The 22,422-nt window shown below is 76.5% G+C and carries 21 protein-coding genes and 1 pseudogene; 9 read left to right on the forward strand and 13 right to left on the reverse strand.

All coding sequences use genetic code 11. The annotated features are described in order from the left end of the window. Positions 1–41: 41 nt before the first annotated feature. The 3 genes from M1O15_RS22025 to M1O15_RS22035 form a co-directional block, all read right to left on the reverse strand. Positions 42–2,246 carry an MMPL family transporter gene (locus tag M1O15_RS22025; RefSeq protein WP_248635925.1) on the reverse strand — a complete coding sequence of 735 codons (2,205 nt, stop codon included), beginning with the start codon at positions 2,244–2,246 and terminating at the stop codon, positions 42–44. A gap of 210 nt (positions 2,247–2,456) precedes the next feature. Then, positions 2,457–2,690 (reverse strand): hypothetical protein, encoded by a 234-nt coding sequence (locus tag M1O15_RS22030; protein WP_248635840.1) that lies wholly within the window; start codon positions 2,688–2,690, stop codon positions 2,457–2,459. Beyond that, a complete protein-coding gene (locus tag M1O15_RS22035; RefSeq protein ID WP_248635841.1) occupies positions 2,687–3,076 on the reverse strand; it encodes an ArsR/SmtB family transcription factor in 390 nt (129 codons plus the stop codon). The genes M1O15_RS22030 and M1O15_RS22035 overlap by 4 nt, the downstream gene beginning before the upstream one ends. A gap of 79 nt (positions 3,077–3,155) precedes the next feature. On the opposite strand from M1O15_RS22035, the pseudogene M1O15_RS22040 reads away from it, so the two are divergent. The 5 genes and pseudogenes from M1O15_RS22040 to M1O15_RS22060 all read left to right on the forward strand — a co-directional run. After that, positions 3,156–3,326, forward strand: a pseudogene (locus M1O15_RS22040) (citrate/2-methylcitrate synthase); the annotation flags it as partial. A gap of 152 nt (positions 3,327–3,478) precedes the next feature. Beyond that, positions 3,479–3,616 carry a DUF998 domain-containing protein gene (locus M1O15_RS22045; RefSeq protein WP_248635842.1) on the forward strand — a complete coding sequence of 46 codons (138 nt, stop codon included), beginning with the start codon at positions 3,479–3,481 and terminating at the stop codon, positions 3,614–3,616. A 423-nt stretch (positions 3,617–4,039) separates the two neighbouring features. Then, positions 4,040–4,702: a metal ABC transporter ATP-binding protein gene (locus M1O15_RS22050; protein WP_248635843.1), complete on the forward strand. Its 663-nt coding sequence runs from the start codon at positions 4,040–4,042 to the stop codon at positions 4,700–4,702. A gap of 5 nt (positions 4,703–4,707) precedes the next feature. Beyond that, complete coding sequence (locus M1O15_RS22055; protein WP_248635926.1) at positions 4,708–5,592, forward strand: metal ABC transporter permease; 885 nt, start codon at positions 4,708–4,710, stop codon at positions 5,590–5,592. Next, positions 5,532–6,359 (forward strand): metal ABC transporter substrate-binding protein, encoded by an 828-nt coding sequence (locus tag M1O15_RS22060; RefSeq protein WP_248635844.1) that lies wholly within the window; start codon positions 5,532–5,534, stop codon positions 6,357–6,359. Before M1O15_RS22055 ends, M1O15_RS22060 begins: the two co-directional genes overlap by 61 nt. A gap of 96 nt (positions 6,360–6,455) precedes the next feature. Here the strand turns inward: M1O15_RS22060 and M1O15_RS22065 are convergent, their stop codons facing one another. From M1O15_RS22065 to M1O15_RS22075, 3 genes are all read right to left on the reverse strand, one after another. Then, positions 6,456–7,184, reverse strand: a complete 729-nt coding sequence (locus tag M1O15_RS22065; RefSeq protein WP_248635845.1) for a DJ-1/PfpI family protein — start codon at positions 7,182–7,184, stop codon at positions 6,456–6,458. Between the two features lie 116 nt (positions 7,185–7,300). Continuing rightward, entirely contained in the window at positions 7,301–9,091 is a 1,791-nt protein-coding gene (locus M1O15_RS22070) for an AMP-binding protein (RefSeq protein ID WP_248635846.1), read from the reverse strand. A gap of 58 nt (positions 9,092–9,149) precedes the next feature. Further along, positions 9,150–10,991, reverse strand: coding sequence for a CoA transferase (locus M1O15_RS22075; RefSeq protein WP_248635847.1), 1,842 nt, complete (start codon positions 10,989–10,991; stop codon positions 9,150–9,152). A gap of 290 nt (positions 10,992–11,281) precedes the next feature. On the opposite strand from M1O15_RS22075, the gene M1O15_RS22080 reads away from it, so the two are divergent. Beyond that, positions 11,282–12,478 carry an acyl-CoA dehydrogenase family protein gene (locus M1O15_RS22080; protein ID WP_248635848.1) on the forward strand — a complete coding sequence of 399 codons (1,197 nt, stop codon included), beginning with the start codon at positions 11,282–11,284 and terminating at the stop codon, positions 12,476–12,478. Positions 12,479–12,482: 4 nt separating this feature from the next. Here the strand turns inward: M1O15_RS22080 and M1O15_RS22085 are convergent, their stop codons facing one another. Further along, complete coding sequence (locus M1O15_RS22085; RefSeq protein WP_248635849.1) at positions 12,483–13,595, reverse strand: sugar ABC transporter permease; 1,113 nt, start codon at positions 13,593–13,595, stop codon at positions 12,483–12,485. Between the two features lie 185 nt (positions 13,596–13,780). Further along, the gene (locus tag M1O15_RS22090; protein ID WP_372499538.1) at positions 13,781–15,109 is read right to left on the reverse strand and encodes an MFS transporter; all 1,329 of its coding nucleotides are present in this window, start codon (positions 15,107–15,109) and stop codon (positions 13,781–13,783) included. Positions 15,110–15,294: 185 nt separating this feature from the next. On the opposite strand from M1O15_RS22090, the gene M1O15_RS22095 reads away from it, so the two are divergent. From M1O15_RS22095 to M1O15_RS22105, 3 genes are all read left to right on the forward strand, one after another. Next, positions 15,295–16,140, forward strand: coding sequence for a hypothetical protein (locus M1O15_RS22095; RefSeq protein WP_248635850.1), 846 nt, complete (start codon positions 15,295–15,297; stop codon positions 16,138–16,140). A 128-nt stretch (positions 16,141–16,268) separates the two neighbouring features. Then, on the forward strand, positions 16,269–16,973 hold the full coding sequence (locus M1O15_RS22100; protein WP_282577083.1) for a sigma-70 family RNA polymerase sigma factor: 705 nt from the start codon (positions 16,269–16,271) through the stop codon (positions 16,971–16,973). A gap of 492 nt (positions 16,974–17,465) precedes the next feature. Beyond that, positions 17,466–18,539 carry an isopenicillin N synthase family dioxygenase gene (locus M1O15_RS22105; RefSeq protein WP_248635851.1) on the forward strand — a complete coding sequence of 358 codons (1,074 nt, stop codon included), beginning with the start codon at positions 17,466–17,468 and terminating at the stop codon, positions 18,537–18,539. Here M1O15_RS22105 and M1O15_RS22110 read toward each other — a convergent pair. From M1O15_RS22110 to M1O15_RS22130, 5 genes are all read right to left on the reverse strand, one after another. Next, on the reverse strand, positions 18,536–18,727 hold the full coding sequence (locus M1O15_RS22110; protein WP_248635852.1) for a hypothetical protein: 192 nt from the start codon (positions 18,725–18,727) through the stop codon (positions 18,536–18,538). The two genes, M1O15_RS22105 and M1O15_RS22110, sit on opposite strands and share 4 nt — an antisense overlap. Before the next feature lie 61 nt (positions 18,728–18,788). Next, the gene (locus M1O15_RS22115) at positions 18,789–19,553 is read right to left on the reverse strand and encodes a glycosyltransferase family 2 protein (protein WP_248635853.1); all 765 of its coding nucleotides are present in this window, start codon (positions 19,551–19,553) and stop codon (positions 18,789–18,791) included. Continuing rightward, positions 19,550–20,182, reverse strand: a complete 633-nt coding sequence (locus tag M1O15_RS22120; protein ID WP_248635854.1) for a class I SAM-dependent methyltransferase — start codon at positions 20,180–20,182, stop codon at positions 19,550–19,552. Before M1O15_RS22120 ends, M1O15_RS22115 begins: the two co-directional genes overlap by 4 nt. Beyond that, on the reverse strand, positions 20,179–20,940 hold the full coding sequence (locus M1O15_RS22125) for a PIG-L deacetylase family protein (protein WP_248635929.1): 762 nt from the start codon (positions 20,938–20,940) through the stop codon (positions 20,179–20,181). The genes M1O15_RS22120 and M1O15_RS22125 overlap by 4 nt, the downstream gene beginning before the upstream one ends. Before the next feature lie 8 nt (positions 20,941–20,948). Then, the gene (locus tag M1O15_RS22130) at positions 20,949–22,073 is read right to left on the reverse strand and encodes an acyl-CoA dehydrogenase family protein (RefSeq protein ID WP_372499546.1); all 1,125 of its coding nucleotides are present in this window, start codon (positions 22,071–22,073) and stop codon (positions 20,949–20,951) included. Positions 22,074–22,422 lie beyond the last annotated feature (349 nt).

A 22,422-nucleotide genomic window follows, 5' to 3' on the forward strand; every position in this document is an offset into this window, starting at 1 on the left:
CCAGGCTGTCCTCCGCCCGACTTCGGTCGTACCGGTCCTGATCACCTGCTGCGGCCGCCGGACGACGACTCGGAGGGCTCCGGCGCCGGGAGGTGGGGGGCGGGGGCCGGACGGGGGTGGCGTGGAGGGCGGGAGGGCCACCAGGTGCGGTCGCCGAGCAGGACCAGGGCGGACGGCAGGATCATCACGCGGATCACGAAGGCGTCCAGCAGGACGGCGACCGCGAGGCTGAAGCCGATCTGCTTCATCTCGGCCAGGTGCAGGAAGACGAAGCTGGAGAACACGGTCACCATCACGATCGCCGCGCTGGTCACCACCTTGGCCGATGCGCCGATGCCGTCCAGCACCGCTTCCCGGGTGGGTGCCCCCGCCATCGCGGCCTCCTTGATGCGGCTGAGCACGAAGACCTGGTAGTCCATCGACAGCCCGAAGAGGATCACGAAGAGGAAGAGCGGGACGCGCGAGCCGATGGCGCTGGTGGCACTGGGGTCGAAACCGAACAGGGTGGAGGCCAGGCCCCACTGGAAGAAGACCACCACCAGGCCGAAGGCGGCCGCCACGGAGAGCAGGTTGAGCGCCGCGCCGATGAGCCCGATCACCACCGAGCGGAACACCAGCACCGTCATCGCGAAGGTCAGCAGCAGCAGGAAGCCGACGACCAGGGGAAGCTTCCGGTTCTGGTGGTCGAGGTAGTCGGCGTCGACCGCGATCGGCCCGTCCACCGCGTAGGCGGCCCCGGCGACCTTGCCGAGTGTGGCGGGCAGGTGGGTCCGGCGCAGGTGGTCCAGGGAGGCGGTGGCCTCGGTCGAACTGAGCCGGAACGGCACCGCGTACTCGACCACGGTCACCCGGCCGTCCCGGGAGGTCCGGACCCGGGGCGCCCGGTCCGCGAAGGTGCGGTCGGCCCGGACGCGTGAGGTCAACTCGCGCAGCGCGGCGCCGGTCTGCACGGCGCTCGCCGGGTCCGCCTCGACCACGACGCGGTGCTCGGCCCGCAGCTCGGGGAAGGCGTCGTTCAGCCGGTCGTAGGTCCGCATCTCCGGGATCTGCCGCGAGTGGGTGTCCTTGTTCAGGACACGCAGCTCCATCCCGAGGGCGGGCAGCGAGAGGCCGAGCATGACGAGGGCGGCGACGAGCAGGGTGCGGCCCGGGCGGGTGCGGGCCGGGCGCAGCAGGGCTTCCCAGAGCCGGCCGGTGGACCGCCGGTCGCGGCCGCGGGGCCGCTTGCCGCGGGCGGCGGTCTTGGCGGCGCGGCGGTCCAGCCGGTGGCCGAGCTTCACCAGCAGCGCGGGCAGCGCGGTCATCGAGCTGGCGACGGCGACCAGGACCACGATCACGGTCCCCGTGGCCAGCGAGGAGAAGATGACGTCGGTGGCGAGGTAGAGGGTCGCGGTGGAGACGACCACCGCGAGGCCGGAGACCACGATCGCCCGTCCGGAGGTCGCGGCGGCGATCCCGACCAGCGCCTCCGGGCTGAGCCGCCCGTCCGCCCGCTCGCGCTCCTCGCGTTCGCGCTTGAGGTAGAAGAGCGTGTAGTCGACGCCGACCGCCATGCCGATCAGCAGGATGACGTTGGTGCCGACCCCGGCGTCGGGCAGCAGGTGTGACGCGACCATCGACAGTCCCACCGCCCCGACGATGGAGCTGACCGCCAGCAGCAGCGGCACCGCGGCCATGACCAGCGAGCCGAACACCAGCAGCAGCGTGACCAGGGTGATCGGGAAGGTGATCAGCTCGGACTTGGCGAGGTCGTCACCGCGCTGCTTGTTGAGCCCCTTGCTGACCGAGGCGTCGCCGGTCTCCTCGATCAGGAGGTCCGGATGGGCTTCCCGGACCGCACCGGTCTGCGCGAGCAGCGGGTCGACGTGCTCCTTGGCCTCCAGTTTGACGCCCTTCATGGTCACCTCGACCATGAGCATCCGGCCGTCCCGGGAGCGGACCGGGTCGGCCACGTCCAGGACCTCGGGGAGCTTCGCCATCCGGTCCGTCAGCGCCCGGGCCGCGCCCCGCGCCGCGGCCTCGTCCAGGGCACCCGACCTGGCGGTGATCATGATCTGCTCGGTGGGCTTCTCCTGGAACCCCCGCGAGGTGGCGATGGCGTCCGCGCGCCCCGACTCGCCCACCCGGTAGTCCTCGGCCTCCGCGTTGTGCGTCCCCGCGGCGATGCCGACGACGAGGCACAGCACCACGAAGGCGAACCACCCGGCGATCGCCCGGCCGGGATGTAACGCGCTCCAGCTCGCCATCCGTACGGTGATCGGCTTCTTGCCCACGGTTCCCCGCTCCCTGTGACTGACTGATCGTCTGACTGGTGTCAGAAAAAAATGACAGGTGTCGGGTCAATCAGTCAAGCAGTGCCCGGGCGTCGCGTGGCACCCCACTCGGGAACGGAGACAAGGCGAGGCCCCGACGCGATGTACGCGTCGGGGCCTCGCCCGAAAATGCCTGCGGCAGGGTCAGTCCACGCTGCGGAGCAGCCCCTCGACGGTCTTCACCCGGTCCGTCAGCTCGGCCAACTGGTCCTGAAGCGCGCCATGCCGGGCGGTCGCCTCCTCGGCGAGCTCGCGGTACGAGGCCATGGCCGCCGCGTCCGCCCGGTGCCGCTGGAGCCTGAAGTAGGCGACCAGACTCGCCGTGACGCCCCCGGCGATGATCAGGACCACGGCGATGCCAACAATCGCGCCTGTCATGTGCGCTTCCCCCTCTTCGCTTCTTCCTTGACGGTGTCCTTCGCCTGGTCGGCCGCCGGTGACCCGTCCCCGGTCGCCGTGCCACCCGTCGCCGAGTCGCCGGCCCGCACGGCGGCCAGGATGGTGTCGGCGGTGAGGTGGAGGTCGAAGTCGGCCAGTTCGAAGAACTTCAGGGCCTTGCCGTCCTCGGAGAGCTCCAGGGTGCCGATGATCAGGCCGGCCTTCTCCAGGCGTTCCAGGTGCATATAGAGCAGGGGGCGGGAGATGCCCAACCGGCGGGCCAGTTCGCTGACGTAGAGCCGGCCCTCGGACAGCTCGGCGATCACCCGGAGCCGCTGCGCGTGGCCCACCGCGGCGAGCACGGCCAGCAGCTCCTCGCTCGTCACGTACGGCCCTCTCGGCTGGTCGGCGGTCCCTCAGTCAGCCGAGATTCGCGCATGCGGGGGAGGGTGTCAAACGCCCGGCGCCCGCCACCTGATGGGCTTCGACATCCCGGTCTTCACCCCGCTGTTCGTGATGAGCCGGGTCACCGGCTGGACCGCCCACATCACCGAGCAGCCGGCCCGCAACGCCCTGATCCGCCCGCTCGCCGGCTACGACGGACCCGCCCAGCGCCCGGTTCCGGCCACCGGGTGAGTGACCGGGCGGTCTGACCCGGGGCACACCGCCCGCGCCGATGACGTCGCCTTCCTCGCCCGGTCCGAACTACTGACACCCCGACAGGCGAGGAAGGCCGGTCATGACCCACGCCCTGAGCGCCCTCCTGACGCCCCCCCCGCACCTCCGCCGTGCGACCGGCGGGCCTCCCGTTCCTCGCCATGGGCCTGGTCCAGGGCCTCACCCGGGATGGCTTCGACTTCACCCGCAATGCGATCAGCCAGCTGGCCCTCGATGAGGCGGGCTGGATCCAGACGGTGAGCTCCTGAGCGCCCACGGCACCGTCCACATGTTCGGCGGGATGGTCGGCTACCCGGCGCCGTGCGCCGCGCGCGTGGTGCCGGCCCGTCCGCTCGCCGCCCGCGGGCACCGCGGCCGGGCTCTTGCCTCCCGGCCCGTCCCGGTCGGCGTCCTCGCCGGGTTCGCCGCCTCGGCTGCCACGGTGACGGCCTTCACCGCCGGGGCGGGGCTGGGCCTGCTCTCGGCCGACCGCGGCGACCGCCCGGCCGGCGACCTCCACCGGCGGGCAGTACGTGGACCGGCGAACACCGGGTCCCCGGAAGCGGTGGGAACCACCGCCGCCGTCCGTCCGACTACTGGTGCGTGGAGGGGCGGGTGCCTCCGCCGCCCGCCGGACCGGCCCTCGTGCCGCCGGGCGGGTGACCGCGCGGTAGGGCCGGGGATGGGACGGGATGGGCGGGCTGGACGTGGGGCTGCGGCAGGTGGTCTGCCGGCATGGACGGGTACGGGCCGTGGACGGCGTGGACCTGGAGATCGCCGCCGGTGAGCGGGTCGCGCTGACCGGCACCAACGGCTCGGGCAAGTCGACGCTGCTCCGGGCCGTCCTCGGACTGCACCGGCACTCCGCCGGCACCATCCGGGTCGGCGGCCGGGAGGCGGGCTCCTCCGCCGAGTGGGCCTGGCGGCGGCGGGCCTGCGCCTGGATCCCGCAGAAGCCCGCGACCGGGAGGTTCCCGCTGCTCGGCCGCGAACTGCTGGCCAGTGGCGGGCGGTTGGGCGGGGCGGACCGGGGGGCGGCGGTACGGGAGGCGGTGGAGGCCGCCGGGCGGCTGGGCGTGGCGGAGGTGCTGGACCGGCCGCTGGACACCCTGTCCGGCGGGCAGTTGCAGCGGATGTACCTGGCCCGGGCGCTCGGCTGTGTGGCGGCCGGCGCCCAGGTGCTGCTGGCCGACGAGCCCACCGCCGCCCTGGACTTCGCCGGGCAGGAGGACGCCGCCCGGGTGCTGGCGGAGCTGCCGGTGACCCTGCTGATCGTCACCCATGACCGGGCGCTCGCCGAACGGTGCGACCGGGTGCTGGAGATGGCCGCGGGGCGGCTGCGGGAGGTCCGGTGAGTGCGATCACTGTCGTGGCGGCGGATGTTGGCGCGCTGCTGGAGCTGGTGCCGGTGCAGCGGGCCGGGATCGCGCTGCTGCTGGCGGCGGTCGGGCTGCCGGTGATCGGAGTGGTCATCGTCGGGCTGGACATCATGCCGGTGCGGTTCGCGATGATGCATGTCGCCCTGCTGGGGGTCGCGGTCGGGTTGTGGACCGGGCTGGACCCGATGGTCTGCGCCCTGCTGGCCTGCGCGTTGGCGGGCGGTGCGGTCGCCCCGCTGGCCCGCACCCCGAGCGGGCTCTCCGGCGCGATGGGGCTGCTGATGAGCCTGGCGATCGCGGCCGCGCTGCTGGTCCTCGCCGTCTCCGGGGTCAATGCCTCGGGCGCCTTCGCCCTGCTCTGGGGCTCCATCCTGTCCGTCGGCACCGCCGACCTGGTGGTCCTCGGGGTGCTCGCCGCCGTGGTGCCCGCCCTCTTCTGGTGGCGGCGCCGGGACCTCGGGCTGCTGCTGCACGACCGGGAGCTGGCCCAGTGTTCAGGCGTGCCGGTACGGGCGCTGACGCTGCTGCTGCTGGTCCTGGTGGCGGTGTCCGTCGCCGGGGCGATCAAACTCACCGGTGCGCTGCTGGTCGACGCCCTGACGCTGCTGCCCGCCCTGGCGGCCCGGCGGCTGGGTTCGTCGCTCACCTCGATCACCGTGTGGGCGGTGACCATCGGCGTCGCCGTCAATCTGACGGGGTTCCTCATGGCCCTCTGGCTGGACTGGCCGCCCGGCCCGGTCCTCGTCCTGACCGCGGGGGCCGTCGTCCTCGCGGTCCACTGCATACCCGAACGGAGAGACCGCTCATGGCGCGCATCCGCGTCCGCATCCCCACCCGCCGCACCCTCCCTGCCATCCTCGCACTGAGCGCCGCCGCGGCCCTCGTCAGCGGCTGCGCGAACGACGAGCCGGCCGGCCAGGCGCAGGGGAAGGAGAAGAGGACGGAGAAGGACGGTCCCCGGGTCGTGGTGACCACCACCTGGGAGGGGGCCTTCGCCAAGGCGGCCGGGGCGAAGGACATCGAGGTCATCGTGCCCCAGTCGGTGCACCACGCCCCCGACTACGATCCCAAACCCTCCGACCTGGCCGCCGTCGCCGCCGCGGACTTCGTGCTCTACGCGCCCTTCGAGCCGTACGCGGAGAAGATCAAGGAGGCCGCCGGGTCGAAGGCCGAGCTGGTCGAGGTCGGGCTGGACAACGACCCGGTCAGGATGAAGGCGGAAGTCACCCGGCTGGGGGAGAAGTTCGGCACCGGGGGCGCGGCGACGGCCTGGAAGAAGGACTTCGACACCGAGTACGCGGCGCTGGGCAAGGAGCTGAAGGCCGCCTGGCCGGGCGGGAGCAGCCCGAACGTGGTCAGCCAGGTGTTCACCACCTGGGCGGCCAGGCTGGCGGGCGCCGGCCTGGTGGGCACCTACGGGCCCGAGCCGGTCACCCCGGCGCAGCTCGGCGAGCTCTCCGCGAAGAAGCCGGCCCTGGTGCTGGAGAACGCCCATATGTCGACCGGCCCGGTGCTGCCGGGCTCCGGCGCCGAGCAGGTGGCGATCGCCAACTACCCGGGTGACGACCTGGATCTGCTGCGGGTCTACCGCGACGCGGCCGGCGCGCTGAAGAAGGCCCTGGGCACTTCCTGAGGGATCAAAGGAGGGTGCGGGGGCCCCGGGCGAGGCCCCTTCCCGTACGGGAGGGGTACGGGCCCCGGGCCCCCGTACCCCTCGGTCCCTACCGGCTCAGCGTCGCCGGTCCGGCACCCAGACCGTGCCGCGGGCCTCGTACTCCAGCATGGTCTCCACCCCGGTGGCCGCCTCGGCGCCCAGCTCCCGGCGCACCAGCCAGAGCGCCAGCTCCAGCCCGGAGGTGATCCCGCCGGCGGTGACCAGGTCCCCGTCGTCCACCACCCGGGCGTTCTTCAGCACACCCCCTTGCTTCTCCAGCTCGGGCCGGGTCCGGTGGTGGGTGGTGCAGGGGCGGCCGCGGGTGAGGCCGGCTGCGGAGAGGAGCATCACCCCGGTGCAGAGCGCGCTGACGGTGAGCCCCGGCCGGACGGCCTTCGCCAGCGCCTCGGGCAGGGTCCGCCGCCGGATCTCGGCCCAGACCCCGGGTCCGTCCGGGCGCCCGTAGCCCCCGCCGGGGACCACCAGGACGTCCGCCTCGCGCGGGGCCCAGCCGTGCTCGACCTCGACCCTCGTCCCGTACGCGGCCCGGATCGTGCCGGGGCCGGTCGCGGAGACATAGCGCACCTCGACCGGGCGCGAGCTGAAGAAGCGGGCCGCCGAGAACACCTCGTAGGGGGCGGCGAAGTCCAGCTCCTCCACCCCGTCGAAGAGGACGACCTGCACTCGGAGGGGGCCGGTACGCGCCCCCGGGGAGGCGGCGGTGGCGGGGGAGGGGGCGGCCGCGCCCACCGCCCCGGCGGCGCCGAGCGCGGTGGAGGCGCGGAGCAGGTTCCTGCGGTTCATGGGTCTCCCATCGGTAGGGGCGGGAAGCGGGCGGGCGCCCACCAGGTGGCCCCGCCCGGGTCACTCGGCTCGGGCGACCCGGCTCAGGCCACCCCGCCCGGATCACCCGGCTCCGGTCAACCGGCGTGCGCCAGCGGTGGCCCGGCGACGGCCCCGGGGCCATGGCCGGGCCCGGGCCTGAACCCGGCATCGGCACCGGCACCGATCCCGGCCCCGGGGGCCGCACCCGCACCCGTCCCCGTATCAGAGGCGCCGCGCGCCTCCGCCTCGGTCAGCCGGGCGCGCAGGGCGGCCCGGTCCGGTTTGCCGGCCGGGGTGAGCGGGAGGCCGGACACCACCAGCAGCCGCTCGGGGTGTCTGCGCCGCTCCAGCCCCCGCGCGTCCAGATGCGCGGACAGCGCCTCCAGGGTCGGTGCCGCCGCCCCGCCGCGCGGCACCACACAGGCGGCCAGCCGCTCGCCCATCAGCGGGTCGGGCACCCCCACGCAGACCACGTCGCCCACCGCCGGGTGGGTGCGCAGCTCGCGTTCGACCTCGGCCGGGCTGATGTTGGCGCCGCCCCGGATGACGACGTCCTTGAGCCGGCCGACCACATGCAGCACCCGCTCCCCGTCCAGGTAGCCGAGGTCGCCGGTGCGCACCCAGCCGTCCGGGGTGCGGTAGCGGGCGTCGAGTTCGGGGGCGCCGACATAGCAGAGCGGGGTCATCGGCCCGCGGGCGGTGATCTCCCCGACCCGGCCGTCCGGCAGCGCCTCCCGGGTGTCCGGGTCGGTGATGCGGATGTCGGCGACCCGGGGGTCCGGGCGGCCGGCGACCACACCGTCCGGGGCGGTGGGCGGGGTGCGGTGGTCCAGCCCGGTGTGGCAGTTGACGCCGTCCGCGGAGCCGTAGAGGTTCACGACCGCGCAGCCGAACGCCTCGGCGGCCTCCCGGGCGGTGGTCTCGTCGAGCGGCGCGCCGCCGAGGACCAGCGCGGTGGGCGCGGGCAGCGGCTCGGCGTCCGCCTCCTCCCGGGCCAGCCGGTCGAGCATCATCCGGATCATGGTGGGGACGCCCAGGACATGGGTGGGCCGGTGCTCGCGGATCGCGGCGAGGGCCGCCTCGGGGGTGAAGTGGTCCAGCAGCACGAGGGTGCCGCCGTGCCGGGCCAGGGTGACGGCGGTGCCGTTGGAGCCGAACGCGGAGGCGAGCGGGACCAGGAACAGGCAGCGCGGCGGGGTGGAGTCGGGCAGCAGCGAGGCGAGGAAGTTGCCCCGCCCGCCGGCCAGCGCGTTGTGCGAGTAGGCGACCATCTTGGGCTCGGACTCGGAGCCGGAGGACACCAGGATCCGGGCGGCGCCGTCCGGGTCGGGCCGGGCGGGCGTGAAGCCGGCGGCGTCGGTGCGGGTGAGCCGGGAGAACGGGACGGTGCCCTCGGGGGCGTCCCCGCGCCCGGCGGCGATGATGTGCCGCAGCGCGGGCAACGCGGTTCGCAGAGCGGTCAGTTCGGCGGCGGGGTGGGTGTCCCGGTGCGTTACGGGGGCGATGACGGCGACCGCCTCGGCGCGCCGTAGCAGGCACTCGGCCTCCAGCGCGCCCCGGCCGACGGGGAAGGGCAGCGCGACCGCCCCCAGCGCGGCGAGCGCCAGATCCGCGGCGACGGCGTCGCGGCCGTTGGGGAGCTGGACGCCGACCACGTCCCCGGGGCCTATGCCCAGGCCTCTGAGGCCGGCGGCCAGACATCGGGCCCGGCGGTCCAGCGCGGTGTAGCAGAGCGCGCCCTTGGCGTCGATCACGGCGGTGCGGTGCAGCTCGGCGATCTGCCGGGCCCGGTAGAGGCTGTACAGGTCGAGGTCGGGGCAGGTGCCGTCGGTGATCCAGGAGCGGCGCAGCTCGGCGGGGAGGAGGTCGTGCAGGGCGAGGGTCATGGGAGCTCCGTAAGAGGTGAGGTGGCCGGGGGCCGTGCTCAGGCGGACGGGGCGGGGGTCATCCGAAGGCCCATGGGCTGGGCACGGCGGGGGCGCCGAGCGCGTCCCGGCCGACCGCACCGGCCCCGTGCGGGTCGTCGCCGGAGGGTGCCGGCAGCTCGGCCAGGTCGGTGGTGACCCGGGTCGCGGCCAGGCCCTGATCGGCCAGCAGGGCGAGGGCGTCGCCGGTGGCGAGGCCGGTCAGGTCACGGGCCCGGGCCGCCGGGGCCGAGGCGTCGGCCGGGGCGACCCAGCCGTCGGCGGTACGGAGCGGGGCGCGGAAGCCCGCCGGGCGGCGCGGGGACCCGCCGTGGGCCAACCGGCGCAGCGCGGGCCCGGTCAGCAGGTCGGCCGCACCGAGCAGCGAGGAGTCCACCCGTACGCCGACCCCGTTGCCGTAACGTTCCCGCAGCAGCAGGCCCGCCAGCACCGCCTGCGCCCCGAGCAGTCCGCCCAGCACGTCCAGCAGCGTCATCAGACTGGGCGCGGGCGGCTCCCCCTCGGGCCGGACCGCCTCGCCGACCCCGGTGCGGGCCTGCACCATGAAGTCGGTGCCCATCGGGGCGTCGTCGATCCGGTCGTCCCAGCCGCCGGTGTACGCGTACACCAGGGCCGGGTTGGCCCCGGCCAGGTCACCGGAGTCCAGACCGAGCCGGGCGGCCGTGCCGGGGGCCCAGTTGTGCAGGAACACATCGGCCCCGGCGGCCAGTTCGCGCAGCCGCTCGCGGTCCGCGGGCGACTTGATGTCGATCTCCACGGCGCTCTTGCCCCGGTTGAGCGCCAGCCAGCGGGCGGAGATCCCGGAGCAGGTGGGCGGCATCCCGCGCAGCGGGTCACCGCCCGGCGGCTCGATCCGGACCACCTCGGCGCCGAGCAGCCCCAGCAGATGGGCGGCGAGCGGGGCCTGGATACGGCGGCCCGCCTCCAGCACGGTCAGCCCGGCCAGCGGCCCGCCCTGCGCCCCAGCGGAGGCCCCGCCCATCGCCCCGGCCGAGGGCACCGGGAGTTGCGGCAGCCGCCCGGGGTCCGACGGGGAGAGCCGCAGCGGTGGTCGGCCGTCGTGTTCGGCGGCCCGCTCGGCCAGGGTGCGCAGCCGGCAGACATCGGCGCCCGCCTGCGCCGCCGCGTGCGCCACCGCCGCCAGGGTGTGCCGCGCGGTGGTGGCGTGCAGCTCGGCGGGGAAGGGCGCGCAGGCGGTGGCGTAACGGAACTGGAAGGGCCGCCACCCGGCCCGTACCGCCTCCTCTGGCGCGCCCAGCGTCCGCCAGAACCGCGCCCACACCGCCCCGTCCAGGGTCTCCAGCTCGAACAGCGTCCCCTCGGCGGAGGTGAAGGGCGGGCCGCCCGGCGCCAGTTCGGCCGCCTCGCCCTCCTCCGCACCGGCGGCGGCGAGATACTGCGAGACGGTGAGCAGCCCGGCGCGGTCGGCCCGGGTGGCGACCCGGCGCACCGAGCCGCCGCGTGCCTGGGCGACCAGCGCGGCCAGCAGCCCTTGCACGGTCAGCAGCCCGGTGGCGGTGGCGGTGTAGTCGGCCGCCAGGCCGCGCGGGGCGCCGTCCCGGCGCCCGTGCACCGCCATGATCCCGGTCGCGGCCTGCACGGTGGCCTCGTCCACCAGGCCGGTCCCGGGCGCGGACCAGGCGGTGTGCACGGCGACCGGGTCGAAACCTCCGCCGGAGAGCAGACCCTGACCCCCCTCCGCCGCCTCCCCGTCGTCCACGACCTCGGCGCCGAGGGTGCGCAGCTGCTCCGCGACCACCTCCGCGATCGGCGCCGGCCCGGACGGGCGGAAGCGGAACGACTCCAGCGGCCGCCCCGTCCAGCAGGCCGCTCGATCGGCAGCTCCCCGGTCGCCGCCCATCCGGTCGGATGCCCTCCCGTCGGATGCCCTCCCGTCGGCGGCTCCTCGGTCGTTGCCCATCCGGCCGGTGTCCGTCCTGCGGGTGTCTGTCCGGGCGGTGTCCGTCCGGGGGCTGTCTGTCCGGGGGGTGACTGGTGACGCCATGCCTCTCCTCTCCCCGGCGCGGCGGTGGCCGGCGCCCGAGGTCCTGTCGACGGCGGGAACCAGCCGGTGCGGTGGCCCGACCCGTTCCACGGAAGAGACAGTCGGAGAGCCGACGCCGGGAGTTCCCGGCAGACCGGAGAGCGCCCATGGGCCAGTCGCCGCCCGCCGATACCGCACCCGAGGACGGGAAACTGCGGTCGCGCGTCGAGGAGTTCGTCCGGGAGCGGGTCATCCCCAGCGAGCCGGTGCTGGACGCCGGAGGCCCGGCCGCCCGGGAGACGCTGGGCGCGCTGCGGCGGCGGGCCCGGGACGCCGGGTTGTGGGCGCTGCCCCTTCCGGCCGAACTGGGCGGCGGGGGGCTGGGGTTGCGCCGGTACGCCGCCGTCGCCGAGGCGGAGGGCGCCAGCGACCACGGCCCGGCCGCGCTCGGCTCGGCCACCCTGCTGGACGCCGGGATGCTGGCCCGGCACGCCACCGCCGCCGTACGCGACCGCTGGCTGCGGCCCCTGGTCGCCGGTGAGCTCTCCGCCTCGTACGCGATGACCGAGCCGGATGTCCCGGGCACCGACCCCACCCGGGTGCGCACCCGTGCCGAGCCGGTGCCGGGCGGCGGCTGGAAGGTGACCGGGCGCAAGTGGTTCGCCTCCGGGGCCGCCGAGGCCGACTGGGTCACCGTGCTGGCCCGCACCGGCGGTGCCGACGGCGACCGCGAGGGGCTGACCCTGCTGCTGGTGCCCACCGACGCGCCCGGGTTCCGCTTCGTCCGCGAACTGCCGGTACTCGGCGCCGCCGGGCAGGGCGAGTTGGCCTTCGACGCCGTCCCGGTACCCGCCGAGCATGTCCTGGGTACCCCCGGCCGGGGTCTGGCCGTCGCCGCCGAGCGCCTCCAACTCGGCCGCACCCTGCGTGCGTTGCGCTGGCTGGGGCAGGCCCAGCGTGCCTTCGACCTGATGTGCGCCCGGGCCGCCGGGGGCGGTGAGCGGGGGCGGGCCGCGCTGGGCGGGCACCAACTCGTCCAGCAGCATGTCTTCGAGTCCCTGCTCGCGCTGCGCACCACCCGGCCGCTGGTCCATGAGGCCGTCGCCCTGCTCGACCGGGGCGAGGACGCCCGTACCGAGGTCGGGCTGGCGAAGGTCGCCGCCGCCCGTACCCTCCAGCGGGTGGTGGACGCGGCGGTGCAGGTGTACGGCGCCGAGGGGCTGGGCCCGGACACCGCGCTGCCCGCGCTCCAGCGCACCGGCAGGGCCGCCCGTGTCCTGGACGGCCCGGACGAGCTGCACATCACCTCGGTGGCCCGCCGGATACTCCGCACCTACGGCCCGCAGCCGCCGGCGGGAAGCTGACCCGCTATACGGAGACCGGGTCGACCAGTCCGGTGAGGGCGGCCAGCCCGAGGGCGAGGAAGAAGTCGCCCCACACCAGCTCATGGCGTACGGCCAGGCCCCGGTCGGCGTCATAGCAGCCGTCCAGCAGCATCCCGGCCGGCCGCCCGCCGCCCTGGCGACCGTGTTCCGGCCGGGACAGATGGTGGTCCGCCAGCCGCCGCAGTACGTCGACCGCCCGCCGTTCGTAACCGGCGGCGCCCGGCAGCGGGGACCCGGGCCGCGCCCGGGCCAGCTTCAGCAGGGCTACGGCGCCGATCGCGGCGGCCGAGGTGTCCGTCGGACTCCCGTCCCGCCCGGCGTCCGCCGGTGGCACCAGGGGCCCGGCGAGCAGCCCGTCCGCGAGCCGCACCGCGGCCGCCGCCACCCGGGCGGGGACCTCCTCACCCCCGTACGCCGGGACAAGCAGCGCGTCGGCGAGGGCGAGCAGCAGCCAGGCCTCGCCCCGGCTCCACCCGGGCCGCGGTTCCTCGCACGGCTCCCAGCCACCGCCGGGCCGCAACCGCCAGGCCGGGCGCACCGCCTCCGCCGCGTCTCCCGGAAGACACAGCTCCAGATGGCGGTCCAGGTGGGCCGCTGCGGCCCTCACCCCCGCCGCCCCCGCGCACCCCAACAACTGTCCGGTCCCCGGCAGTCCGTCGGTGCGCGCGAGCAACCGGTCACCCCCCAGCGCGGCGCCCCAGGGGACCAGGCCGAGCCCGGGGTCGAAGGCGGCGAGCAGGGCGCCGCCCGCACGTCCGCGCAACCGGGCGGCCGCCGAGGCCCGCTCGTCGAGCGCCGTCCCGTACCAGAGGATCAGCCCCCGGGTGACGGTGTCCGCCTCCACCCACCCGGCCAGCGCGTCGGTGCACCCGGCGGCCGCCCGCCGGTCGCCCGCGTCCCCGGTGGCCCGGGCCCGCAGCCAGAGCAGACCCGCCCAGAAGCCCCCGGTCCAGGAACCGCGCCGGGTCGTCGTCCAGCCGCCGTCCACCGGGTCCGCGTACAACGGGAAACGGTCCCCGACCGCCTCCCGGGTGACCGCCACCCGCTCCAGCACCCGCCCCAGGGCCTCCCGAGCCCACCGGGCAGCAGGGCTCACGTGCCCCCGCCGGGCCCACCGGGCATCAGGGTTCAGGACCCCCGGGGCCCACTCGGCCTCCGGGCCGTCACTCATACGGCTCCCCGGGCCGAGGTCCGCACCGCCCCGTCCGGCCTCCGGGCCGTCACTCATACGGCTCCCCGCGCCGAGGTCCGCACCGCCCCACTCGGCCTCCGGGTCGGCCCTCACGCCGCTCCCCGCGCCGAGGGCCGGGTCACCCCGCCGTCCACCCCGCCACCCATCCCGCCCCGCCGGTCGCGCACCGCCCAGGTCCCCGCCACCGCCGCGGCCAGCACGAACTCGGCGGCCACCAGCAGCCAGCCGTCCTGCCACCGCCCGCTCTGCGCGAGCAGGCCGAAGAGCGGCGGCCCCACCGCGAACCCGGCGAAGAAGCCCGCCGCCACCAGCGCGGAGTCCTGCCCGGCCCGCCCGGCGGGCGCCCGCTGGACGACCAGCACCATGGAGACCGCGTTCCCGGAGACCGCGAACACCCCGAAGACCAGCACCGCGACCCAGACCAGCCACGGTGCCCCGGTCGAGGCGAGCAGCAGCAGCGCGGCGCCGACCGAGCCCGCGGCCAGCAGTGCGAGCAGCCACTCCGCCCGGCCCGGGCGGGCCGCCTTCGACCAGCCGACCCGGCCCGCGATCCCGGTGACACCGAGGACGGCGATCAGCGCGGCGGCGGCCGTCGGCCCCAGCCCGAGGCGCCGGTCGCCGAAGAGCGACACATAGGTGTTCACCGAGGCGATCCCCGCCCCCAGGAAGAGCGAGAACCCCGCCAGCCAGGCCACATGCCCGCGCGGGACCAGCACCACCCGCCCCCGGGGAGCGGCCGGCGGGTCCGGTGGGAGCAGCCGGGCCGCCCAGAGCGCGGTGCCCAGGGCCAGCACGGCCGCTGTCCACAGCGCCGCCCGCCAGCCCGCCGCGGCGGTCAGGGCCGCCAGCGGGAGGCCCGCGGCGAACGCGCCGAGCTGGACGCCGGACATCTTCCAGCCGGTCACCCCGGGCCGGGCGGCGGGCGGCACCGCGGCGACGATCGCCTTGTTGGTCGCCGGGTTGGCCAGCGCCTGCGGTACGCCGCCCAGGGCCACGGCGGCGAGCAGCAGCCCCGCCCCCGGGGCGAGGGCGATCAGGCCCAGCGCGAGGGAGGCCACCAGGGCCAGCGCCACCAGGGTGCGGCGGGGACCCAGCCGGTCCACCGTCCGCCCGCCGAGCGGTGACAGCAGGGCGGCCGTGCCGAAGCCGAAGGTCGTGGTCAGCCCGAGCAGCACCGGTGAGACGCCCAGGTCCGCCGTGAGCCGCGGCCCGAGGGCGCCGAGCAGGAACAGCTGGAGCATGGAGAGGGCCATCGCCGCGGTGAGCATCGCGGTCAGCGCGGTGTGCCCGCCGCCCGCCGAAGCCCCGTCCCCGCCTGCTCCGGCACCCGCCCCGCTCGTCGTCCGGCCCGCCGGAGCCCCGCCCCCGCCCGCTCCGGCACCCGCACCGGCCTTGCTCCCGTCCGTCCGCCGCGCCATGCCCGCCCTCCTCGCCTCCACGGTCGCGGACGACCGGCCCGCCCCCAGTGGTCGTACCGGCCAACCGCGTGGTTCCCGGCTGGAGTTGTGGCGTACGCCACAGCTGACGAAGTGACGGATCGGGGCGCCGATTTCCGTACCAGCCCCTGTCGGAGGCGCCGATCAGTGCAAGGATGAGCCCCGCCATGACTCCAGGCCGATGCAGCCGAGCAGTGAGGGCCGCGACCTTCGCGGCCACCTGTGTGCTGCTCGCCGCGGTGGGCCATGTCCATATGTCCGGCTCACCGGTCGCCTGGCCCGGACTGGCCGCCGCCTTCGCGGTGCTGGGGGCGCTGGCGTACGGCTGCACCGGCCGTGAGCGCCCGACCGGTGTGGTGACGGCGGCGACGGTGGCCGCCCAGGCGGGACTGCACGCCGCCTTCACGCTCACCCAGGCGATGACCACGGCCCGGCCCGCCGGGGCCTCCCTGCTCGACCACTGGACCGGCCACCTCCTCTGCCGTCCGCCCGCGCCACCGGCCGCCCCGGCGCACCCGGTGGCGCACCTCGGCCACCACGGCGGCGCGCTCACCGGGCACCCGGCCCACGGATCGGCCGCCTCCGCCGCCCACCACGGCACCGCGCTCGCGCTCACCGGGCAACCGGCCCACCGACTGGCCTCCGCCGCCGACCCGATGTCCGCGGCGATGCCCGCCACCCATGCCCCGGCCGCCGACTCCGCCGCCACGGTCGCGGCGGCCGGCCATGACATGGCCGCCATGTCGCCGCTCGGCATGCTCTCCGCGCACCTGCTCGCCGCGCTGCTCTGCGGCCTCTGGCTGGCCTACGGCGAACGTGTCGCCTTTCGCGCCGTGCACGCCGTCGCGGGCCTGCTCTCGGCGCCGCTCCGAGTGGTCTTCCACCTCGTACCGCTGCCCGCCACCCCCTCACCGCGCCCGCGCCGCCGGCGCGCCACCACCCGGCTGCGCCGGCTGCTGCTCGCCGCCTCCCGGGAAACCCGGGGACCACCGCTCGGAACCGCTGTCAGCTGACAGCCGGCACCCCGACGCGCGCGCCTTTCGCGCCGCGCCTCGGGCATCGGCCATGCCGTCCGGCAGGCCGTACCGCACCCCGGTCGCGCACCGCGCGCCGGTTCCGACACCCCGAAGGACACGTCGCGATGACCGCTGCCCTCCTGTCCCCCGTTCCGTCCCCGCTCTCCACCCGCCCCGCGCCCTCCCGGGGCCGCACCCGCCCGCTCGCCCTCCCCGACGAGGAGGTCACCCGGATCGCCATGGCGGCCCGGCAGGGCGACCCGGACGCGGTGGAGTCCCTGGTCCGGCTGCTGCACCGCGACGTCTGGCGCTATGTGGCCTATCTGAGCGCCGATCCGCAGACCGCCGACGACCTCACCCAGGAGACCTTCCTGCGCGCACTGGGCAGCCTGCACCGCTTCGAGGGCCGCTCCTCGGCGCGCACCTGGCTGCTGTCCATCGCCCGGCGCACCGTGGTGGACAGCTTCCGCCACGCCGCCGCCCGGCCCCGGCTCTGCGACCGGGACGACTGGCAGCACCAGGCCGAACGGCGCCAGCCCCGTACCCCCGGATTCGAGGACGGCATCGCCCTGGCGGAGCTGCTGGCCGCCGTCCCGGCCGAACGCCGCGAGGCCTTCGTGCTGACCCAGCTGCTGGGCCTGCCCTACGCGGAGGCCGCCGCCGCGCTCGGCTGCCCGATCGGGACGGTGCGGTCCCGGGTGGCCCGGGCCCGGGCCGGGCTGATGGACCTGCTGCGGGACCAGCCCGAACCGGCCCCCGCGCCGCCCCCGCACCGTACGGACGCCCCCTGCCCCGCCGCCGCGACAGCCGCAGTGGCCGCCGGAGAGTAGGCCACCGGGGCGGCGGCCCGCAGCCGGAGTCCGCCGCCCCCGCCGTCCCCCGCCACCGGAGTCCGCCGCCCCCGCAGTCCGCCGCCACCGGAGTCCGCCGCCACCGGAGTCCGCCGCCACCGGAGTCCGCCGCCACCGGAGTCCGCCGCCCCCGCAGTCCGCCGCCCCCGCAGTCCCCCGCCCCCGCCGTCCCCCGCCACCGGAGTCCGCCGCCCCTGCGGATCAAGGGCCTGTGGCCCAGGTCACCTGGGAGAGTGAGGGTGAGCGGTACTATGGGCCCATGATCCTGCTCGTACGCCGTCGCCACGTGGACTTCGTCCGCGTCACGAGCACGAGCTGTCGCCGCTCCGCCTGACCGGTTGGTACGCGCGGCCCTGCCCGCCCCCCGCCGCCGGCCGCGCCGCGCCCCTCTCCACCGCCGTCCCGGCGACACCCGGGCCCCCGCCCCACCCACCGGCGACCCCGGGCCCTGCTCACCCAGCGGATGCCACCATGTCGTACTCCACCCCGTCGTACCCGCCGTCGCACCCCGACCACCGTCGGCTGCCCGTCATCGACCTCTCCGCGGCCGACCGCGGCCCGGCCGAGCGCGCCGCCCTGCACGAGCGGCTGCACGCCGCCGCCCACGAGGTCGGCTTCTTCCAGCTCGTCGGCCACGGCGTCACCGAGGCCGAGACCGCCGCCCTGGAAAGCGCCATGCGCGCGTTCTTCGCCCTGCCCGAGGCCGACCGCCTCGCCCTGGACAACGTGAACTCGCCGCACTTCCGCGGCTACACCCGGGTCGGCGACGAGCGCACCGGCGGCAGCCGCGACTGGCGCGACCAGCTCGACATCGGCGCCGAGCGCCCCGCCCGCGCCCCCGGACCCGGCGAGGAGCCCTACTGGTGGCTCCAGGGCCCCAACCAGTGGCCGGCCGCCCTCCCCGCGCTGCGCACCGCCGCGCTCGGCTGGATCGACCGGCTCTCCGCCGTCGCCGACCGGCTGCTCCGCGAACTCCTCACCGCCATCGGCGCCGACCCGGCCTTCTACGACGAGGCCTTCCGCGACGGCGCCCACCCGCACCTCAAGCTTGTCCGCTACCCCGGCAGCGCCGGCGACGGCAGCGCCCAGGGCGTCGGCGCCCACAAGGACTACGGCTTCCTCACCCTGCTGCTCCAGGACACCGTCGGCGGCCTCCAGGTCGAGCGCGAGGACGGCCGCTTCCACGACGTCCCGCCGATGCCGGGCGCCTTCGTCGTCAACCTCGGCGAGCTGCTCGAAGTCGCCACCGACGGCTACCTCAAGGCCACCCACCACCGGGTCGTCAGCCCGCCCGGCGCCCGCGAGCGCTTCTCGGTGCCCTACTTCCACAACCCGCGCCTGGACGCCCGGATCGCCCCCCTCGACTTCCCGCACGCGCACGTCGCCCCGGGCGTCACCGCCGACCCGGCCAACCCGCTCTTCGCCGAGTACGGTCGCAACGAGCTCAAGGGCAAGCTCCGCGCCCACCCCCTGGTGGCCGCCCGCCACCACCCCGACCTCGTACGCCACGAGGCCCCCGCCGGTGCGGTCGCCATCCCCTCCTAGCCCTCACCCATGGGGTGCATCATGGTGGCGGCCGGGCGCCCCGGAGCGGTCCCGCCCGGCGGCCCGTCCGGCCCGGTCGCCGCGCCCACCGCGTACGCCCCCGCGAAGACCGCCACCAGCATCAGCACGAACCCCGCCACCTGCGACCCGACCGACACCCGCTCGCCCTGCCCCTGCCCCTGACCCACCGTCCGTCCTCCTCCGTACCCGGCGCCCGGGGCGGCCCCTCCGGCTCCCCGTGGCAGTCCATCAGTCGGCCGCCGCCAGCGCCAGGTTCCCGTCCGTGCCCGGCTCGACCGGCGGTCGGGCGTCCACCTCCCGTTCCATCGCGGCCAGGTAGTCCCCGAAGCCGCCCTCGGCCCGGGCCCGCAGCCGGGGCGAGGTGAGCACCGGGCAGCGCGCGGTGCGGAGCACCCGGTGGCCGCGCCGCTCCAGGGCCTCCACCAGGGCCCGGTCCTCACCGGTGGCCAGCGGCGGGAAACCGCCCACGTCCCGGTAGGCGACCGCGCTGACGCCCAGGTTGGCGCCGTGGACATGCGGATGGTGCCAGTCGGCGGTGCCGGGCGGCCGGGCCGCCTCGTAGCGGGTGCGGTGGGGCAGCTCCAGCGGGGAGGCGGCCGGCAGCGTGACGGTGCCGACCACCGCCTGCCAGCCCTCGCGCGCCCGGGCCAGCTGGTACGCCAGCCACCCCGGCGGCACGGTGCTGTCCGCGTCCGTGGTGGCGACCCACACCGCCCCGCCGCCCGCCCCGCTCCGGTCGAGTGCGTGCCGGACGCCGAGGTGCCGGGCCAGGCCCGGGTTGCGGCAGTCGGTGGTGACCACCAGGGCCCCGGCCCGCCGGGCGGCCGCCGCCGTGCCGTCCCGGCAGGAGTCGGCCACCACCACGGTCACCACCCGGACCCCGGCCAGCGCGGGGTGGCGGGCCGCCGTGTCCAGGGCATCGAGGGCGGCGGGCAGCAGCGCCTCCTCGTCATGGGCCGGGACCACCACCGCCACGGCAGGGGGAGGGCTCACACCAGACCCTCTCGGGCCGCGACCGAGGCGGGCCGGCGGCCGTCCGGCCCGATCCGCTGATGGACCTGGAGAACGAAGTCGTCCTCGCGGTGGTCGGCCAGCAGGGCGAGCCCGGGCAGCGCGGCGAGCCGGCGGGCGATGCCCGTCCCGGTGTCCAGATGCTCCGGGACCGGGTGGTTCCAGTGCACGGTGACCAGGGTGCCGTCGGGCTCCAGCGCGGCCAGCGCCCGCTCCAGCAGCCGGTCGAGCGCGCCCGCGTCCAGGTAGTACAGCAGCTCCGAGAGCACGATCAGGTCGAACGGGCCGTCCGGCCACTGCTCGGGCAGCAGCAGCCGCCGCACCTCCACCCCCGGCAGGTCCGCGGTGCGGCTGCGGGCCGTCTCCACCGCCGACTCCACCCGGTCGCAGGCGAGTACGGCGTCGCAGCGGCCGGCCAGCCGCCGGGTGAGCTCACCGACCGAGCAGCCCGGCTCGAAGGCCCGCCGGTAGCGGGGCAGCGGCAGCGCGGCGACGGTCAGGTCGTACTTGCGCCGCTCGTAGAAGCGCTCCGCCAGCCGCCACGGATCGGGCGCACCGCGGTACATCCCCTCGAAGTACGCCTCAGGGGTACGGGTACGGGGACGGCTCATCCGAACACCACCTCCCACTCCCGCAGATGGTGGGCCAGCTCCTGCGGCGGCAGCACCGCGGCGTCCTCGGGGCCGGGGCCCAGAGGGTGGATCTGGCTGGCGAAGCGGTCCACCGCGGCCCGCTTGCGCGCCACCGCGTGCGGCGGCAGGGCGATCCGGGCGGCCCGCTCCCAGGGCACCCGCGGGTCACCGGGCCGGGCCCAGTGCCACAGCCACACCGGGTAGAGCCGGCACGGCACCGCCGCGGCCCGCGCGGCCGCCAGCGCCGCCCGCCCGGCCGCCTCGTGGTCGCCGTGCACATCCCCGGTCCACGGCGCCAGGCAGAGCGCGGCGCCCGCCAGCGGCTCCGCCAACGCGGCGGCCAGCCGGTCCTCCTGGGCCGCCACCCCGGTGTCGGGCAGCCCCAGCCGTACGATCTCGGCGCCGTCCGCGCCCAGTTCGGCCAGGGCGTCCCGCAACTCCCGCGCCCGCACCTCGGCCAGTTGTTCGGGGGAGTAGCGGGTGCTGCCCGGGTGGGACCCCTCCCCGTCGGTGACCGAGACCACGGTCAGCTCCACCCCCGCCGCGGCGAGCAGCGCCAGCGTCCCGCCCACGCCCAGCACCTCGTCGTCCGGGTGCGCGGCCACCACCACGACCCGGCCCGCCTCCGGCAGGGCGTACCGCTCCATCCGGCTCCAGCCCTCCCAGCCGTGCCACTCGGCCTCGTCGGTCCCGGGCGCCTGGATCGGATCGGCGTACGCGGCCCCGCCCGGGCCCATGCCACCGGTCACCGGCCCGCCCCGGTCCCGCGCGCCACGGTTCCGCCCAGCGCGGCCAGGTCCCGTTCGGCGTGGTGCTGGCGCAGATAGACGGCGAGGTCGGCGGCGGCCTGGGCGTGCCGCCGGTCATGGCAGAGCGGCCCCGCGCCGGTCGCCCGCCCCACCCGGTCCAGCACCTCCGCGCACACCTCGGCGACCAGGGCGCGTACCCGCATCGCCCGCAGCGCGGCGGTGCCCGCCCGGTCCAGCGGATCGGCGTCGATCTCCTCCGCCGCCCGGCGCAGCACCGTGCCGGCCGCGTACAGCCGCATGTCCACCGCCCCGGCCTGCGCGTCGAGGAACGGGTCCTCGCGGCGCCCGGCCGCCTCGAACAGCACCCGTGCCACCGCCTGGGCCCCGCCGTACCAGCAGGCGGCCACGCCCACGCCGCCGTGGTGGAAGCCGGGGCGGCGCAGATACGCCTCCACCTCCCCGACCGGGGTGGCGGGCACCGAGGTGAAGTGGACGTCCGGGCTGTCGCTGCCCGCCATCCCGACCGCCTGCCAGGTCCCGCCCACCGGCCGGCAACCGGGCCCGTCGACCGGATCGGCCTCCGCCGCCCCGGTCGCGGCCGTCCCCGCCACCCCGGTACGCACCGCGAACAGCCGCCGTCCGTCCTCCGCGACCGCGGTGACCAGGGCGTGGGTGCAGCTGTGCGCGCCCGAGCAGTACCGCTTGAGCCCGTCCAGCACCCAGCCGTCCGCGGTACGGGTGGCGGTCAGCTCCGAGCCCGGCGGCTCGGCGGCCCAGACACCCCAGTGCTGCCCCAGCCGGACCGGCGGCCCGCCCAGCTCGGCGAGGATCGCCACGGCGTCGAGATGCCCCTCCACCAGCCGGGCGACGCCCAGGTCCGCCCGGGCCACCGCGCTCAGCTCCTCGAACCGGGTGGCGGTGCCCCCACTGCCCGGCAGCGGGCACTCGGCCGCCCCGACCGCCAGCGCGTCCACATAACGCGCGAACTCACCCCCCGTCGCCCGCCCCCCCGCCGCCACGGGCCCCGCCGCACCGGTCCCGCCACCCGCGCCCGCCCCAGCGCCCGTACCGGCCGTACGAGCCACAGCGCCCGCACCGCCGCCCGTACCCGTACCGCTCATACCGGCCGTACGGGCCACAGCGCCCGCACCGCCGCCCGTATCGGCCACAGCGCCCGCACCGCCGCCCTTACGGTTCCCGCCGTCCGTACCGGTGCCGCCGTCCGGCGCCACCGTACCGACCGTCTCCGCCGCGCCCTCCGGCGCAGGGGTCGCCTCCCGCATCCGCACCGCTCCTCTTCATCCCGTTCATCGCGTTCATCCCGGACCCGAGCCCGCTCGATCCCACGCTCCACCCGCCCGCACCACCGCGAAGCCCCGCCGCACCGGCGGCGGCAAGCGGTGCCCGGGCGCCCGTCGCCGTTCCCTCGGCGGCCGTCCGGTGCTACGGAGTGCCCCGCCGCGGCCTGCG

This window comes from Streptomyces lichenis, assembly GCF_023218175.1.
GTDB classification, from domain to species: domain Bacteria; phylum Actinomycetota; class Actinomycetes; order Streptomycetales; family Streptomycetaceae; genus Streptomyces; species Streptomyces lichenis.